The following is a 13,216-nucleotide window of genomic DNA, read 5'->3' as shown; positions in this document are numbered from 1 at the left end:
TCCATCATGGGCGCAACGGAGAACCTTCTAGACAGCGTAGAGCCGGTGTTTGTTGGGTATGTAGCTGATTTCTGTACCATTTTGCTCTACGTGTTCTAAGCCGATTTCAGGGGGTAAATAGGCGTTTTCTGAGGTCGGTTGGTACAATGTACCAACCACTTTCCCAATTGTACCAGTTGACTATGGCCACGATCAGAGCACGGAAACGCACCGACGGCAGCACCAGTTACACGGCACAGATACGCCTGTTTCGCGATGGGGCGCAAGTTTACCAAGAGAGTCAGACCTTCGCCCGAAAACAGGCCGCACAGGCTTGGGTGCGTAAAAGAGAAACCGAACTGGACGAACCAGGTGCGATCGAGCGGGCGAACAGACCTGGTGCGACGATCAAGGAAATGATCGATCGCTACTTGGCCGAGATGACCAAGGCGCGCCCTCTCGGGAAAACGAAACTCGGTACGTTGAAGGCGATCAGCGAGTCGTACTTGGCGAAACTGAACGACAGAGATATAAGTAGCCAGCACCTGGTTGAGTATGCGCTATGGCGCATGGGCAAGGAGGGTGGGGGCGTTCAGCCTCAGACCGCTGGCAACGATCTCGCACACCTTGGCGCGGTTCTCTCAATCGCTCGGCCAGCTTGGGGTTATGAGGTGAATCCGCATGCAATGGCGGATGCGCGCCGAGTATTAAAAAAGCTCGGTTACAACATGAAAAGCCGCGAACGCGATCGCCGGCCCACCCTAGACGAACTCGACAAGCTGCTTACACACTTCCTGGATATCCAAACCCGTCGTCCAACTTCTATCAACATGCTTAAACTGACCGGCTTCGCGTTGTTCTCCACGCGTAGGCAAGAAGAGATTACCCGGATCCGCTGGGAGGATTTGGACGAGGCTGGCCAGCGGGTTCTGGTTCGTGACATGAAGAACCCTGGGCAAAAAATCGGTAACGACGTCTGGTGTCATTTGCCGCCAGAAGCATGGGCGATCCTTCAGACCATGCCTAAGGTGTTGCCTGAGATTTTTCCTTACAGCGCTGAATCCGTGTCGACGTCCTGGACAAGGGCCTGCAAAATCCTGGGCATTGAAGATCTGCACTTTCACGATCTGCGACACGAGGGCGTCAGTCGTCTTTTTGAAATGGATTGGGATATTCCGCGGGTGGCGAGCGTATCGGGCCATCGAGATTGGAACTCAATGCGCCGTTATACCCACTTGCGCGGGCGAGGGGATGCTTATGCAACTTGGGAATGGTTCGAGCGCATCCTGCAGGCGCCCGTAAAGCTGGGCGCCAAAACGTTGAAGTGAATTAGCTGCTGCGCGGCGCGCTATTCAGTTGATTACTCTCTTTGACTGCAGCAGCGCGCTGTTCATCCAGATAGGCCGACAGGTCTGCAATATGAACACCTTTCGCACTTTTCTGGCTCGGCTCCATGCGAGTAATCGGGAGCTTTATCTGGCCGGCACCAACTTTGCGTTGAAACATATCCGTTGTCAGGTGCGTGAAATAATCCTGGCACACTCGATCCAGGGGAATTACCACTTGGCCATTGTATTGAGCCATCAGTACAAAAAGCGTTTTCATAGTGCGATACCTTCGAGTGAGTAAGTTCGATCAATTGGGGGGCGTTCTGCTGTCGATTTGCCTGCCAGTAGTTGAGCTACAACAGCGAACTCTCTCGCATCGATGTCGCCCAACTCTTTGGCGAAAGTGGTAAGGCATTCAAGCCGGATCCGCGCTGCTTCAGTTTTCCGTACTCGATATTCAAACAGCGCTGTACCTACGATTCTGATAGCCATCAGATGCCGTTCGTGCGGGTCACTGTTGTTGAGTGTGTTAGCCTTTGGATCACTGCTGCTTTGGTGCGTTGCTTCCATGGTGTTGCCCTCAGTGGTGGTTGATGTCGGGGAGCTGCAACTCCTCGACATCGCTTCTCATCCGTCAGTCTCGACGGGCCAGGTGAATAACCAGGTCAGCGTAATTCGGGTCTTCCTCGGTGCAGGATTGCCATTCAAGTACGCTCAAGATCTGCTGTGGGCTGCACGACTCCACCAGGATTTCGCGCTGGCCACCTGCAGCACGAACTTCAAGAATCTGCAGCAGCCCGTCCTCGCCGTAAGCCCCGGCTTGAATCACCGGCTGGCTCTTCCCCAGCGCATTCAGGCGATCGATGATCTCCTGCAGCTTGTTCGTGTTGCCGTCGCCGGCATTACCCATAAAGACTTGGATTTGCATCGGTGTAGCCTCCTTTTCACGCTTTGAAGATCCAGCACTTGACCGTTGTGGGACGGCCCGGCGCCAGGGGTGTTCTGCTGTTCATCGCTGCGCGGACTGCGCTGTGTACGGCTTTATTTGCCTCCAGAAACTTGTGCGAGCGGGACTCTTTCAACAGGTCGCGCAGGGTGGCGACGTCGGCCAGCTTCTGTTTGTGTTCGGCAGCTCGTTCGCTGAACTCATTGAGGTTGATCGCAATCACGTTCGGGTCGCTGCTGTGATCGACCAAGGGGTCATCATTGAGCGATTCGAGGTAGTCGTAGACCTCCCAGAATTCGGCAACGGCCGGGTGGTCGGAGCTGATTGAGGCTTGACGCTCGATCGCCATACGGACGATCTGCCGCTGGGTCGCTGCTACCTGAGGCTCGTCCAGTTTCAGAACCAGGCGCAACGCATCGAGCAGCGAAAGCAGCTGCGCGTGGTTCTTGCTGATCCGCTCCACACGGATGTATCCGCGCAGGTCGGATCCGCAGCTGCGGCAATTACCTTGTTCGCTTGGGAACTCGGTTCCGCAGTCGAAGCAGTGGGTGTGAAGACGGCGCAGCTTGGATTCGTGTTCAGGCATGCGCTGGGCGAAAAGCTCGAGGACGGCCGATTCTTTACCGACGGCCCGAATCAAGAAGTGGCTGAGCGTGCCGCCGTCCAAGGCGTTCAGCTTGTCCGCTGCAGCGCGGCTTTGCGGCGTCACTGTCGGCCGGATGAAGTGCAGCTTCACGATCCGGGTCATGATCGCCTCATGGGCGACCACGGCCGCGTTCTGGCTGATGGCGATCGTGCCGCGAAACGGTGGTTCGTAGGTTTCATTGCCGGCAGTCTTCACACCTTTGGTGGCCAAGGTGCCGCCGCCGTAATAATCCTTTAGCTCGTCCCATTCGAAGGTTTTGGCGTGGGAGCGATCCTCGCTGTGCCGATCGGCTTCGAGAAATACGACTGGCATACCTGCGACTTGCCCCATCAATCGCGAACGACCGGCTTTGGTCGACTTCATCGGGTCGAAGCCTTCGTACCCCTCGCGGCCGAGTAGTTTCCACAGCAGGTTAAGCAGGGTGGTTTTGCCGGCACCGGCCTCGCCGGTGGCTTCCAGAAAAGGGAAGGACTGATAGCGCGCCCGGATCTGCTCGCAGAACAGCGAACCGAAGAAGAACACCAGTGCGACCAGGCCTTGGGCGCCGAAGCATGTCCACAGCAACTGCAGCCACTGCTCGTCAAAGTCCTTCCCGTCACGCTGCAGCTTGATCGGGACGCCTTTCTGCAGCGATTTCAGCCGCAGTTTTCCAAACTCGAAATAGTCCTCGCTGTTGATTTTGTAGATCGTGCCATCCTTGATGGCGAGATCCCCAAAAACGTAGCAGCCGTATTCCTTGCTGTAGCCCACGTAGTCAATCGTGGACACGGTTTTGATGCCGAACAGTTGATCCTTCATCAACTTGTCGAGCTGTTGGCCGCTACCGGTGTACATGGCACCGGCAGCCATCCCGAGCAGGCGTTTTTTGAATTCGCTGGCGGCTGATAGCTGACCGCTGGTGAAGGTGTTCTTCACGCTTTCTGAGTCGTGAGGGAAGTCCACACGCACGTAGTACCAGGATTCATCGGTAACTTCGTTGCGTTGAAAGTACAGCGCCTGTGGGTAGCAGTTGGCGATCTCGACGACGCTGCCAGACTGCTGCAAAGCTTTCTCGCGCTGTTGGGATTGGTTGAGCAGTTGGTCGTCGTGGTTTTCGCTGTCCTCGATGTCCTGCATCGCCCTGTTGAATTTCTCCATGTCCAATTTGAACCAGTAGAGGCGGCTACCGAAGCTGAGGTGGAATTCCCCGCGCTTGTTCCAGTCGTACATCAGCAACGCTTTCTCGGCGGCGCTCTCTGCCAGCAGCAGCGCGCCCTGGTGGCGTGCCTGTTTCAGGTCAGCGGCAATTTGGTCAGCGCGTTCGCTTTCGTCGTCGATAAAGCCCCAGCGCTGATGCAGGTCGTTCCAGTCGGTCTTCCGTCCGTCACGGAGAGGGATCTGCGCGGCCTCACAAACGAACCCCAGCGCTCGCGCCTGCTTGGCCCAGCGTTTGGTGTAGGTGTGTGCACCTGGTTCGTTGTCCAAGGCCCACACCAGCTTCGGTAGCTTTCCTTCGCGGTTTCGAGCAAGCGCCCGCAGTGATTCCTCCGGGAATGCGTTCGAAGACATAGCCGACACTGCTGCGATGTCGTTGTGTACCAAGGCGATCGCATCGAAGATTCCTTCCACAATCCAGATTTCTTTGGCTTCCAGCAGATCCACGCAAGGCGGGCACCACCAGACGCCGCGGTAGCTGTCCTTCGATTTGAACCGCGCTTTCATCTTTCCAAAGCGGTGTGGGCGGTCGATCAACCTTTCCCACCAGCCACCTTTCTCCAGGGCAAAGCGAACGGTAGCGCTGCCGGCGTTGTGTTCGGCCGAGTAATAGCTTTCCTGGGTGAACCATCCCTGGATCAGCTCTAAGCGAAAACCTCGGGCAAATTCCAGATAGGCGCGGGCGGTCGCGTTAGGGTGTTGATCGGTCGCTGGCGCGCGTTTGCTCCAGTCTTCAAACAGGTCGTCGTACAGCTCCTTCACATGCATCGTGTGGGCGCATTTTTCAGGTCTGCCGCAGATCACTAACCACGGAGCATCAAAGCGGGTGTAAAGCGTCTTCTGCCTGCACTTCGGGCAAGTACCCCCCCGCATGTAGTCGGTGTTTGTCCTGTGCTTGAGGCCGTAATCGAATTTCAAGCGTTCGATCACGTCGCTACGCAGTTGCTCTTTCATGGTTACTTCACTTTCTTAAGGCAGAGGGAGAGGGCGCCGATCAGGTGTTTCTGAGCGGCCATCACAGGACAGTTAGCGAGGATCGATCCGTGACGCAGGCCTTCGGGGATAAATCGGTATTGATCTGCATACCAAAGGTCATTGAGGCTGAGACGGTACTGTTCACGCAGGTTTACCAAGAGCGCTTCGGCCTGCGCTGGCGGCAGTTTTGCGTTGATGTTCAGGGTGTTTTCCATCGTCAAACCTCAATTTCGGGCGCAGCTCACCCAAACCCACGGATATGGGGGGTCGGGAATTTGTCGGTTGGGTGTTAAGGAGTGGTAACGCGGAAGCGCCCGTTGTCCGGCGCGTTCAGAATGCGTTCATAGATCAGGCTGACGGGGACGGCCCAAACCTCACCGGTGCCTGTGTCAGTGATAACTGTATGTGTCGCCGTGCTGGTCAGTACATCGAGGCGCTGCCGATCGCTTGCGGCAGATAAATCGCTGTAGGCCAGGTGAACCATTTTTTCGGCTGTCGGAGTCAGTACGTCGAAGTCGGACACCAAATGTTGAACGGCGCGTTTGACCAATTGCAGATCGTCGCTCAAGTGTTCGCACCGGTGCCGTTCGAGGAACAGCGACGCCGCGGCTTTGAGCATGTCCTGATATTCCTGTGCTGCAGACAGATTGTTCATTGGGCTTTCCCCGCACGGTATAGAGCGATGGCTGCAAGCACTTCGGAGTGTCGTGCAGCAACATGGAGGTTGTGGGCGTCTAGGATCAGCTCGGCTTCTTCTTCGCTGATCGAACCGTCTTCAAGCGCCTTGGCGATCGCTAGGTCAACACAACCGCGCTTTGCTGCTGCCTGCACCGATCGAGCGTAAAGCTCGACGTTGTCCAAGGTCTCAGGATCAGCAACCGGCACAAACAGCCCGCCATACATCGACGCGACGTAGTTGGGGAAATGGTGTGTGCCGCAATCTTGCTCCAGCATGAAAACTTGCGTGTCACTAAGGGGGCTACAGCCGGCATTTTCGTAGGCATGGTTGTCGAACTTTTTAAGCTTCAGCCCCAAGCGTGCGGCGGCGGCCTCACGCCCTCCGGTATAGCTGCGGATGATCTCGCTCATGACTTCTTTGCGAGTGTCTAGGATCGGGCTTTTCATCTTCTACTTTTCCCTGTTGAGCGCCGCTATTACTGTTCGATCACGCCGTCTTTAATCCCTAGTAACACAGCGGCGCGATGTGCCTCCCCCCGGCGACCTTTGATCCGACCGTTCAATAGGTCGCTGACTAAATTTTTGTTCAGTCCGTGTTTGCGACTGAACTCCGCAATGCTGACTCCTTTTCGATCAAGCGCCGCCCGGGCTTGCTCGTGCGTAACGGTGGCGGGCATAGTGCTCCCCTTGTTTGTTTCTGTTTGTTTGCGTTTGTCTGTGGTGATTCTTGGTCAAAAAAATGATCAAGTCAATGGTGGTGAATAAAAAAATGCTCATAGCGGATCGAGTTGGTGAACGCCTCAGGGAAGAGCGCGAGCGCTTGGGGTTAAATCAAACTGATTTTGGAGTGCTGCTTGGCGTCAGCCGGGGCACACAAAAGAACTACGAATTGGGAGCGAACTCTCTCGATCTCCGATACGTCACGGCTCTTGAAGAACGTGGCGTTGATGCTGCCTATGTGCTGACCGGCCGGCGATCCACTCCTCTGGGTCAACTTTTTAGCGCAGCAGAAGAAGAGTTAATAAACCAGTTCAGAACCATCTCGGATGAGGATCAAAAAGCGATTCGTCGTTTCCTTGAGGCCATGGCTGACGACGCCGCCAGGCGTCGGTCTTAATTCACGAAAAGCCATACATCATTGGGAAAGCTACCATTCCAATGATTTTTGCCACGCCCCATAAAGTCCGTTCAGCAATGCACTTTATGGAGTAGTTAGCATGTTGGATCGCAAGAAGAACGATCAAATCAACCTCGAGCACGTCGGGTCGGAAACGACCGTACTCACGGACATCGAGCGTCGACTGATCGATCTGTATCGTCGGCTGAGTCGCGTTGAACAGCAGCAGGTTCGTCGCGTGGCTGAGATACTGGCAATCAACCCAAAGGAGAAAGTAGGGGGCTGAACGTCATTCTTTGAATGATCCCGATCGCCGACGCTGCAGCGTTGGCGGTTTGTACCTACGCCACCGCCTGCGACCCCAACTGCTCGAACAGCTCCCGCTGCTTCGCCCTGGGCAACTCGCGAAACCGATCGATCAACATGCGTTCGAAGGTCTGCGAAGACGGGCTGAGCGTGTGTGAGAACGTCAGGTTTGACACCCACGTATGCCCGCACTTTGCGTCCAGGCATTGGCAATACAGCTTCACGAACTCCGTTGTTACCTCTTCCCGTGAAGCAATTCGACCCTTGTGGCCGCACTTGCATACAACTCTCATTGTGTCCCTCCCCAGGGGCAGCTGATCGCCACCATATTGCCACAATATGTAGTGGCTTTCTCTCCGCTTGGTTGTTCATATAGTGGTATCCACTGCTTCCTGAGCGGGCTTCCAGCTAAAGCGCCTGTCTTCTCGCAATTTGTCATTAAGCTGGTCGAACAACTGGCAGATCGGCCGGATTTCGTTGCTGGTGTACACGCGATCAATCTTTTCGATGTCGCCGAATCCACCGGTGTTTTCCGGGATGATGCCTGCCAGCGCCGGGTTCATCCGCCAGGCCGCGATGACATCGTTTCGAGTGATGTTCTTCACTTTCTCCAGCTCGTCTTTCGCCTGGAAGTCGCCCACCGGGATGATCTGGATGGCGTTTTCCTTACCGTTGGGGATGTTGACGAACATTGATCGGAAGTTGCCCACACCCTTGCTCGCGCTGATTTGGGCGCGCAGCTCGTCTTCGTCCTCTTCGGTCAGGTCGGGGTCATTGGTGTAGAAGATGTAGCCAGCGTGCGCACCGTTGCTGTAGTAGCGCCGGCGGAAGAGGGTAGCGGCCTCATTCAGCAGCAACGCCTGCAGACCTCCCAAGTAATCCGGAATCCCGTAAATGTTCTGTTCTACGTCGTAGTCCAGGACGTGGGAGATTTCGTGCGCCTCGAATTCCATTTCCTTGTTGTCGGGCAGCAGCATCACGAAACCGCCGTCGACCTTCACGCGCATGTTGATCGCCGGCAGGTGCTGTAGCTCCAGCACCTGGCCGAATGCGTTGGTGTCGTTGTAGAAGTACGCTTCGCCAAACACCATGTAGTCCAGTCCGGCACGTCCCATCGTCTCCGTGCTGCAGCCAGCCGAAGCGATGAACTCACGCAACAGCAGGTTGCGCTTGAACTTCGGAATGGCGCCGTGGTGCGCGTTGGCGCGCAGCAGCCTGGCCAGGCCAGCCCGCGACACCGGTGGCTTGTAGATCTTGCCGTCGTCGCTGGGGAACACGCCCACGTATTCGCCGATGTTGCCCGACAGCACCTGTTCCGGCTCCCCGAACGTAAACGAGCGCATCGGATGCTGCTGTGGTTGGGCTACGTGGTGCTTTCTGCGTTTGCGGTTGGCCATGGCTGCTCTGGTTACTCGTGACGTAGCGGCTACGACGCCGCTTGTTGGTGTTCAAAGGTTCGTTGGACAGGGCGTGCATCACCGCCCAGGCAATGTCGGCGTGACCGGTGGCTTCGGTACGGGATGCGCTGTAGGTGATCTGACCGCTGTTGGTGGCGCCGCGCTTGATGGTCAGGAAGGCCTGGGCGATATCCGTCCATCCGGCATCCCACTCAATGCGACTGCCTTGAATCGTGTCCTGGGCTTTGAGCACCAGGGCGTTTTTCGCTTCCAGGCTGTAGTGAATCGGTGTCGCCTTGGCGTAGAAGTCGCGCACCAGGTCGAAAACGCCGTAACCCACGCCGGTGACATCGATGCCGATGTGCTGCACGTTAAAGCGCTCGGTCAGCTTCTTGACCTGCGCGGCCTGGTAGGTGAACGAATGGCCCCGCCAGCTGTGCTTCTCCAGGATCCGGAACTTCGCCCCGGGTTCGAGCGGCGGCGCGATGACCACACAGGTGGCGTCGTCGCGGGTGCGACTCGGGTCGTACCCCAGCCACACCGGGCTGTTGCCGAACGGGCGATCCAGATCCGGGTTGTAGTCCTCCCACAACGACAGATCCGAGTAGCAGCGCTCCAGATCCTTGAGACTGAACGCGCTTTGGGTGCTGTCGATGAACTTGCAGTAGAACAGCTGCTGAAACTTGTCCTCGTCGTACTCCAGCTGCAGCTGCTCCAGGTCGAACAAATCGCAGCCGCCGGCGATCGCATGATCCAAGGTGATCGTTTTGCGCCACTGGCCGTCCGGACACAGCGCGCCCTGTGTGTAGGCCGTTTCGCTCGGCCACACACCGCCGGCCTTCTTGCCGCGCTTGCTGTTGCGGAACTCTTCGCCCGACCAGAACGGATACGCCTGGTGCGACACGGCGCTGGGCGTCGAGAAATAGGTTTTGCGCCACTTCTTGTGGGTGCCCATGGCGCTGGCCACGGTGCTGAGTTTTTCGAAGTCGCGAATCCAGAAATATTCGTCCACGTAGACGTGGCCGTGGTAGCCCTGGGCGGTGCTGCTGTTGGTGCTGAGAAAGCGCAGCTCGGCGCCGTTGCTCAGGGTGATCGGGTTACCGGTCAGCTCAATATCAAACCATTGCTTGGCGAACTGGATGATGTAACTGCGGAAGATTTCGGACTGCGATCGGCTGGCTGACAGGAACACCTGGTTATCACCGCTCAACACGGCGTCCATGAACGCTTCGCCGGCGAAGTAGTAGGTCAGGCCGACCTGACGGCTTTTGAGGATGTTCCGGACACGGCGGGTCAGCGGGTTCTGTTTCGCCTCGAACAGTTCTCTCTGGTAGCCGTACATTTTCGAGATGAACTTATCCAGGAAGTCCACTTCGGTCAGGCCGCTGATGTCATTCTTTGCCTTCTTTTCGCGCTTCTTGCCGCCGCCTTCGCCACGCTCACGGCGTTGACCAGGCTGACGTTCGCGAGGCTCGTCCGGACGATCTGTTGCCGCCGCCGGCGCAGGTTTGGCCGCGAGCTTTTTCAGTCGCTCAAGCAGGCTTGTCAGCCGCTCCAGTTCGTCCAGTTCGGCTTTCGTCAGCGGCTCGATCTTCTCCAGAATCAAGGTGATTCGTCGGTTGACGGCGCTCAATGGTTCTTCATCCGTAAGCATCTCGTCCCAGCCGCCTTGGCGGATCCAGTAGTAGACGATACGGATATTTGGCAGCTTCAAATGCGCCTGGATTTCCTTCACCGAACAGCGGCGCAGGTAGAGACGTTTTGCGGCTTCTTTGACTTCGGTCGGGTAGTTCATGGGCCGCAGTCTATGCGGCGAAAACGCCGGAAACGCGGGGTTAAATCCCATCATTCGCCTATATCCGGAAAATAGGAGATCGCCGAAAACCAACCGTTTGTTTGGGGCAAATCGGCTCCCTATCGTGGCGGCTCATTCAGTGATTGAGCGCAGTTACCCACCATGCCCCGTTCCCTTATCTCCTACTGGAAACGTGTTGCCACCAGCGGCCCGACCGTCGATGGCCGCGAGATTCTGCCCCAGGAACTGCGCGACATCGCTGAGACCTACACCCCGGCCAAATACACCGCTGTGATCTGGTGTGACCACGAACGCTGGACAGGCTCGCACGGCACCGTATTTGCCGTGCGCCTGGTGGAAGAGGATGAGGATCTGGAACCGGGGCAAATTGCCCTGGAAGCGCAGCTGAAACCGAATGACCGCCTGCTGTACCTCAACGATCAGGGCCAGAAGCTGTTCAGCAGCATCGAAATCACCCCGAATTTTGCCGGCAGCGGCAAGGCCTATCTGACCGGGCTGGCGGTGACTGATTCGCCGGCCAGCCTCGGCACGCAAGAGCTGTATTTCTCCAACCGAACCAGCCGCGCCGCGTACTACGCCGCATCGCTGGAGTTGGGCCCGCTACCCGTGACTAAGACCAAATCTGAGACCGAGCCGCAGGGCGAGATCGGGCGCCTCGCCGCCATGTTCACCCGCCTGTTCAAGCGTTTCGGCATTGAAGAAACGTCCGCCGAAACCACCCCGCAAACCCCAACCGAGAGCAAACCCCCAATGGATGAAGCTACCGCAACGGCTTTGAAAGCCCTGCTGGCCCAGCTGCTGGTCGTCGCTGCCGGCATTCAGGCCGTGATCGAGCCTGCCGCCGAAGACGCACCAGAACCCGATCAAGCCCCGATCGATGACGTCAGCGCTGCAGTGGACGAGATCGTCACCACCGCCGAGGAAGAGCGCGAATTCAAGCGCAACGGCGGCGGTAACAAGGCAGTGCTGGCGGCGCTTGGCAACCTGCAAAAGCAGTTCTCCGCACTGCAGAACACCAGCACTGGTCGTCAGTTGCCGCGTACCACTGGCGCCACTGACAAAACCAAAGCGCGGGTACTCTGACCATGGCCCGTTCTCTGAGCGCCTACGGCGCCAAGATGTACGCCGAAATGCAGCTGGCGATCGCCGAGACCTACGGTGTCGAGCTGGCCAGCAAGATGTTCTCCGTTGAACCGTCGATCGCCCAGGAGCTGAACGACGCCATTACCGCCAAAGCGGACTTCCTGCAGCGCATCAACGTCATTCCGGTGACCGAGATCAAGGGCGAGAAGGTATTCATTGGCGTGTCCGGCCCGGTGACTGGCCGCACCAACACCAAGACCACCGATCGCGTGGCGAAAGACGCTTCGGCGCTGGATAACAGCACCTACGAGCTGTCGTCGACTGAGTCGGACGTGGGACTGCCTTACGCGAAGATCGATGCCTGGGCCAAGTTCCCGGACTTCCATCAACGCTACTCGGCTGCCGTGCAGAAACAGATCGCCCTGGATCGCATCATGGTCGGTTTCCATGGTGTGAAAGCGGCTGCACAGACCGATATCGAAGCCTATCCGATGCTGCAGGACGTGAACAAAGGCTGGCTGCAGCAGCTGCGTGAACAGGCGCCGCAACAGGTACTCAAGGAAGGCAAAACACCCGGCAAGGTCACCATGGGGCCGGGCGGTGATTACGAGAACCTGGACGGCCTGGTGCATGACACCAAGCAAATGGTGGACGAGCGTCTGCGCGACGGCGGCGACCTGGTGGCGATCATCGGCACCGACCTTCTGGCTGCTGACAAGGCGAAGCTGTACGCCAAACAGGGCGACACCCCGACCGAAAAAGAGCGCATCGAGGACGCCCAGGTGATCGCCACCTACGGTGGTCTGCCGAGCTTTAGCGTGCCGTTCTTCCCGGTCAACGGCGTGCTGGTCACCAGTTGGGACAACCTGTCGATTTACTTCCAGGACTCCAGCTGGCGCAAGCAAACCGTGGATAACCCGAAGCGTTCCCGCGTTGAGGACTACAACAGCCGCAACGAGGGTTACGTGATCGAGCAGCTGGAAAAGATCGCGCTGACCGAGAACGTGGAGCTGGTGAAGTGAGCCTGGCCCTTGCCCACAAGCGCCGCATTTTGGCGCAGGGAACCGCTGCAGTGATCGCTGCTGCAGCGGCACCGCTGGCGTATTCGCCGGCGGAAGCCCTGAGCAGTCCGGCCAACGCGAAAAAGCACCTGCTGCTGATGGAAGCCTCGCTGGATGAAGACCTGAAGCGCCTGAGCGATTTGAAGAACTTGGCGAGCAAGCAAACGCTTAAGCGAGCTGAGTTGCTGCCCAAGTACCAGGACTTCATCCAGCGCTACATGGATTCGAGCCTGGTGATGCCGAACCGCGTATTGGTGCAGGTAATGATCTGGCTGTTCGACACCGAGCAATTCGAAGACGGCCTGGAACTGGCGGACTTCGCGATCGAGCAGGGCCAGGAGATGCCGGAGCGCTTCAAGCGCGACGTGCAGACCTTTGTCGCGGATGCAGTGATCGACTGGGCCTACGCCGAATACAACGCCCAGCGCAGCCCGGAACCGTACCTGTCCGATCTGCTGCCGCGTGTTGACGGTGAGTGGAATCTGCCCGAGCAGATCCCGAGCAAGTACCACAAGTTGATCGGCATGCGCGCCATGGAAGCCGAGCAGTGGGAAACCGCGCTCAAGCATCTTGAACGCTCTACCGAGCTGCACGCGAAAGCCGGCAACGAAACGCGTATTGCGAAATGCCGCAAGGCAATCGCCAAACAAGCACCCGCCACCAACGGCGCCCAATAACCGACTACCCCCC

Annotated in this window: 17 protein-coding genes; 6 read left to right on the top strand and 11 right to left on the bottom strand. The window is 57.5% G+C overall.

The features are described from left to right. The first annotated feature begins 182 nt into the window (after positions 1-182). On the top strand, positions 183-1,307 hold the full coding sequence (locus OC71_RS25645) for a site-specific integrase (protein ID WP_041074638.1): 1,125 nt from the start codon (positions 183-185) through the stop codon (positions 1,305-1,307). Position 1,308: 1 nt separating this feature from the next. On the opposite strand, the gene OC71_RS25640 is transcribed toward OC71_RS25645, so the two are convergent. From OC71_RS25640 to OC71_RS25610, 8 genes are all read right to left on the bottom strand, one after another. Beyond that, positions 1,309-1,584: a pyocin activator PrtN family protein gene (locus tag OC71_RS25640; RefSeq protein WP_025111104.1), complete on the bottom strand. Its 276-nt coding sequence runs from the start codon at positions 1,582-1,584 to the stop codon at positions 1,309-1,311. Further along, positions 1,581-1,877, bottom strand: a complete 297-nt coding sequence (locus tag OC71_RS27315; protein ID WP_084234307.1) for a hypothetical protein — start codon at positions 1,875-1,877, stop codon at positions 1,581-1,583. The genes OC71_RS25640 and OC71_RS27315 overlap by 4 nt, the downstream gene beginning before the upstream one ends. A 64-nt stretch (positions 1,878-1,941) precedes the next feature. Next, a complete protein-coding gene (locus OC71_RS25635; RefSeq protein WP_041074629.1) occupies positions 1,942-2,235 on the bottom strand; it encodes a hypothetical protein in 294 nt (97 codons plus the stop codon). Between the two features lie 16 nt (positions 2,236-2,251). Further along, positions 2,252-5,047, bottom strand: a complete 2,796-nt coding sequence (locus OC71_RS25630; RefSeq protein ID WP_041074627.1) for a toprim domain-containing protein — start codon at positions 5,045-5,047, stop codon at positions 2,252-2,254. A gap of 2 nt (positions 5,048-5,049) precedes the next feature. Then, complete coding sequence (locus tag OC71_RS25625) at positions 5,050-5,283, bottom strand: hypothetical protein (protein ID WP_041074625.1); 234 nt, start codon at positions 5,281-5,283, stop codon at positions 5,050-5,052. Between the two features lie 74 nt (positions 5,284-5,357). Continuing rightward, on the bottom strand, positions 5,358-5,723 hold the full coding sequence (locus tag OC71_RS25620) for a hypothetical protein (protein ID WP_041074623.1): 366 nt from the start codon (positions 5,721-5,723) through the stop codon (positions 5,358-5,360). Beyond that, positions 5,720-6,193, bottom strand: coding sequence for a YmfL family putative regulatory protein (locus OC71_RS25615; RefSeq protein WP_041074621.1), 474 nt, complete (start codon positions 6,191-6,193; stop codon positions 5,720-5,722). Before OC71_RS25615 ends, OC71_RS25620 begins: the two co-directional genes overlap by 4 nt. 29 nt (positions 6,194-6,222) lie before the next feature. Next, positions 6,223-6,423: a DNA-binding protein gene (locus OC71_RS25610; RefSeq protein ID WP_041074619.1), complete on the bottom strand. Its 201-nt coding sequence runs from the start codon at positions 6,421-6,423 to the stop codon at positions 6,223-6,225. A 92-nt stretch (positions 6,424-6,515) separates the two neighbouring features. Here OC71_RS25610 and OC71_RS25605 point away from each other — a divergent pair, with 92 nt between their 5' ends. Further along, on the top strand, positions 6,516-6,863 hold the full coding sequence (locus OC71_RS25605; RefSeq protein WP_041074636.1) for a helix-turn-helix domain-containing protein: 348 nt from the start codon (positions 6,516-6,518) through the stop codon (positions 6,861-6,863). Between the two features lie 100 nt (positions 6,864-6,963). Beyond that, the gene (locus OC71_RS25600; protein WP_041074617.1) at positions 6,964-7,149 is read left to right on the top strand and encodes a hypothetical protein; all 186 of its coding nucleotides are present in this window, start codon (positions 6,964-6,966) and stop codon (positions 7,147-7,149) included. 55 nt (positions 7,150-7,204) lie between these two features. Here OC71_RS25600 and OC71_RS25595 read toward each other — a convergent pair whose 3' ends face one another. The 3 genes from OC71_RS25595 to OC71_RS25585 all read right to left on the bottom strand — a co-directional run bounded on the left by OC71_RS25595 (position 7,205) and on the right by OC71_RS25585 (position 10,361). Next, the gene (locus tag OC71_RS25595; protein ID WP_041074615.1) at positions 7,205-7,462 is read right to left on the bottom strand and encodes an ogr/Delta-like zinc finger family protein; all 258 of its coding nucleotides are present in this window, start codon (positions 7,460-7,462) and stop codon (positions 7,205-7,207) included. A 75-nt stretch (positions 7,463-7,537) separates the two neighbouring features. Continuing rightward, positions 7,538-8,407 (bottom strand): phage portal protein, encoded by an 870-nt coding sequence (locus OC71_RS25590; RefSeq protein WP_041074614.1) that lies wholly within the window; start codon positions 8,405-8,407, stop codon positions 7,538-7,540. Beyond that, the gene (locus tag OC71_RS25585) at positions 8,319-10,361 is read right to left on the bottom strand and encodes a terminase large subunit domain-containing protein (RefSeq protein WP_041074612.1); all 2,043 of its coding nucleotides are present in this window, start codon (positions 10,359-10,361) and stop codon (positions 8,319-8,321) included. Before OC71_RS25585 ends, OC71_RS25590 begins: the two co-directional genes overlap by 89 nt. Before the next feature lie 162 nt (positions 10,362-10,523). Between OC71_RS25585 and OC71_RS25580 the strand changes: the two genes are divergently transcribed. Genes OC71_RS25580 through gpM form a run of 3 tightly spaced genes read left to right on the top strand, consistent with a single transcriptional unit; the run spans position 10,524 to position 13,203 of the window. Continuing rightward, complete coding sequence (locus OC71_RS25580; protein WP_041074610.1) at positions 10,524-11,465, top strand: GPO family capsid scaffolding protein; 942 nt, start codon at positions 10,524-10,526, stop codon at positions 11,463-11,465. Between the two features lie 2 nt (positions 11,466-11,467). Continuing rightward, positions 11,468-12,487, top strand: a complete 1,020-nt coding sequence (locus OC71_RS25575) for a phage major capsid protein, P2 family (RefSeq protein WP_041074608.1) — start codon at positions 11,468-11,470, stop codon at positions 12,485-12,487. Next, positions 12,484-13,203, top strand: coding sequence for a phage terminase small subunit (gpM, locus tag OC71_RS25570; protein WP_041074606.1), 720 nt, complete (start codon positions 12,484-12,486; stop codon positions 13,201-13,203). Before OC71_RS25575 ends, gpM begins: the two co-directional genes overlap by 4 nt. Positions 13,204-13,216 lie beyond the last annotated feature (13 nt).

The sequence above is a fragment of the Pseudomonas sp. W15Feb9B genome, from assembly GCF_000828175.1.
Lineage (GTDB): Bacteria > Pseudomonadota > Gammaproteobacteria > Pseudomonadales > Pseudomonadaceae > Aquipseudomonas > Aquipseudomonas parakoreensis.
Note: the sequence above shows the minus strand (reverse complement) of the source record. Positions and strands in the feature narration are given on the sequence as shown.

What these genes read in the sequence shown, in the direction of transcription:
- OC71_RS25610 (WP_041074619.1), bottom strand. Translation starts at nt 6,423, where the DNA reads ATGCCCGCCACCGTTACGCACGAGCAAGCCCGGGCGGCGCTTGATCGA.
- OC71_RS25585 (WP_041074612.1), bottom strand. Translation starts at nt 10,361, where the DNA reads ATGAACTACCCGACCGAAGTCAAAGAAGCCGCAAAACGTCTCTACCTG.
- OC71_RS25580 (WP_041074610.1), top strand. Translation starts at nt 10,524, where the DNA reads ATGCCCCGTTCCCTTATCTCCTACTGGAAACGTGTTGCCACCAGCGGC.
- OC71_RS25635 (WP_041074629.1), bottom strand. Translation starts at nt 2,235, where the DNA reads ATGCAAATCCAAGTCTTTATGGGTAATGCCGGCGACGGCAACACGAAC.
- OC71_RS25640 (WP_025111104.1), bottom strand. Translation starts at nt 1,584, where the DNA reads ATGAAAACGCTTTTTGTACTGATGGCTCAATACAATGGCCAAGTGGTA.
- OC71_RS25595 (WP_041074615.1), bottom strand. Translation starts at nt 7,462, where the DNA reads ATGAGAGTTGTATGCAAGTGCGGCCACAAGGGTCGAATTGCTTCACGG.
- OC71_RS25615 (WP_041074621.1), bottom strand. Translation starts at nt 6,193, where the DNA reads ATGAAAAGCCCGATCCTAGACACTCGCAAAGAAGTCATGAGCGAGATC.
- OC71_RS27315 (WP_084234307.1), bottom strand. Translation starts at nt 1,877, where the DNA reads ATGGAAGCAACGCACCAAAGCAGCAGTGATCCAAAGGCTAACACACTC.
- OC71_RS25600 (WP_041074617.1), top strand. Translation starts at nt 6,964, where the DNA reads ATGTTGGATCGCAAGAAGAACGATCAAATCAACCTCGAGCACGTCGGG.
- OC71_RS25575 (WP_041074608.1), top strand. Translation starts at nt 11,468, where the DNA reads ATGGCCCGTTCTCTGAGCGCCTACGGCGCCAAGATGTACGCCGAAATG.
- OC71_RS25620 (WP_041074623.1), bottom strand. Translation starts at nt 5,723, where the DNA reads ATGAACAATCTGTCTGCAGCACAGGAATATCAGGACATGCTCAAAGCC.
- OC71_RS25630 (WP_041074627.1), bottom strand. Translation starts at nt 5,047, where the DNA reads ATGAAAGAGCAACTGCGTAGCGACGTGATCGAACGCTTGAAATTCGAT.
- OC71_RS25645 (WP_041074638.1), top strand. Translation starts at nt 183, where the DNA reads ATGGCCACGATCAGAGCACGGAAACGCACCGACGGCAGCACCAGTTAC.
- OC71_RS25605 (WP_041074636.1), top strand. Translation starts at nt 6,516, where the DNA reads ATGCTCATAGCGGATCGAGTTGGTGAACGCCTCAGGGAAGAGCGCGAG.
- OC71_RS25625 (WP_041074625.1), bottom strand. Translation starts at nt 5,283, where the DNA reads ATGGAAAACACCCTGAACATCAACGCAAAACTGCCGCCAGCGCAGGCC.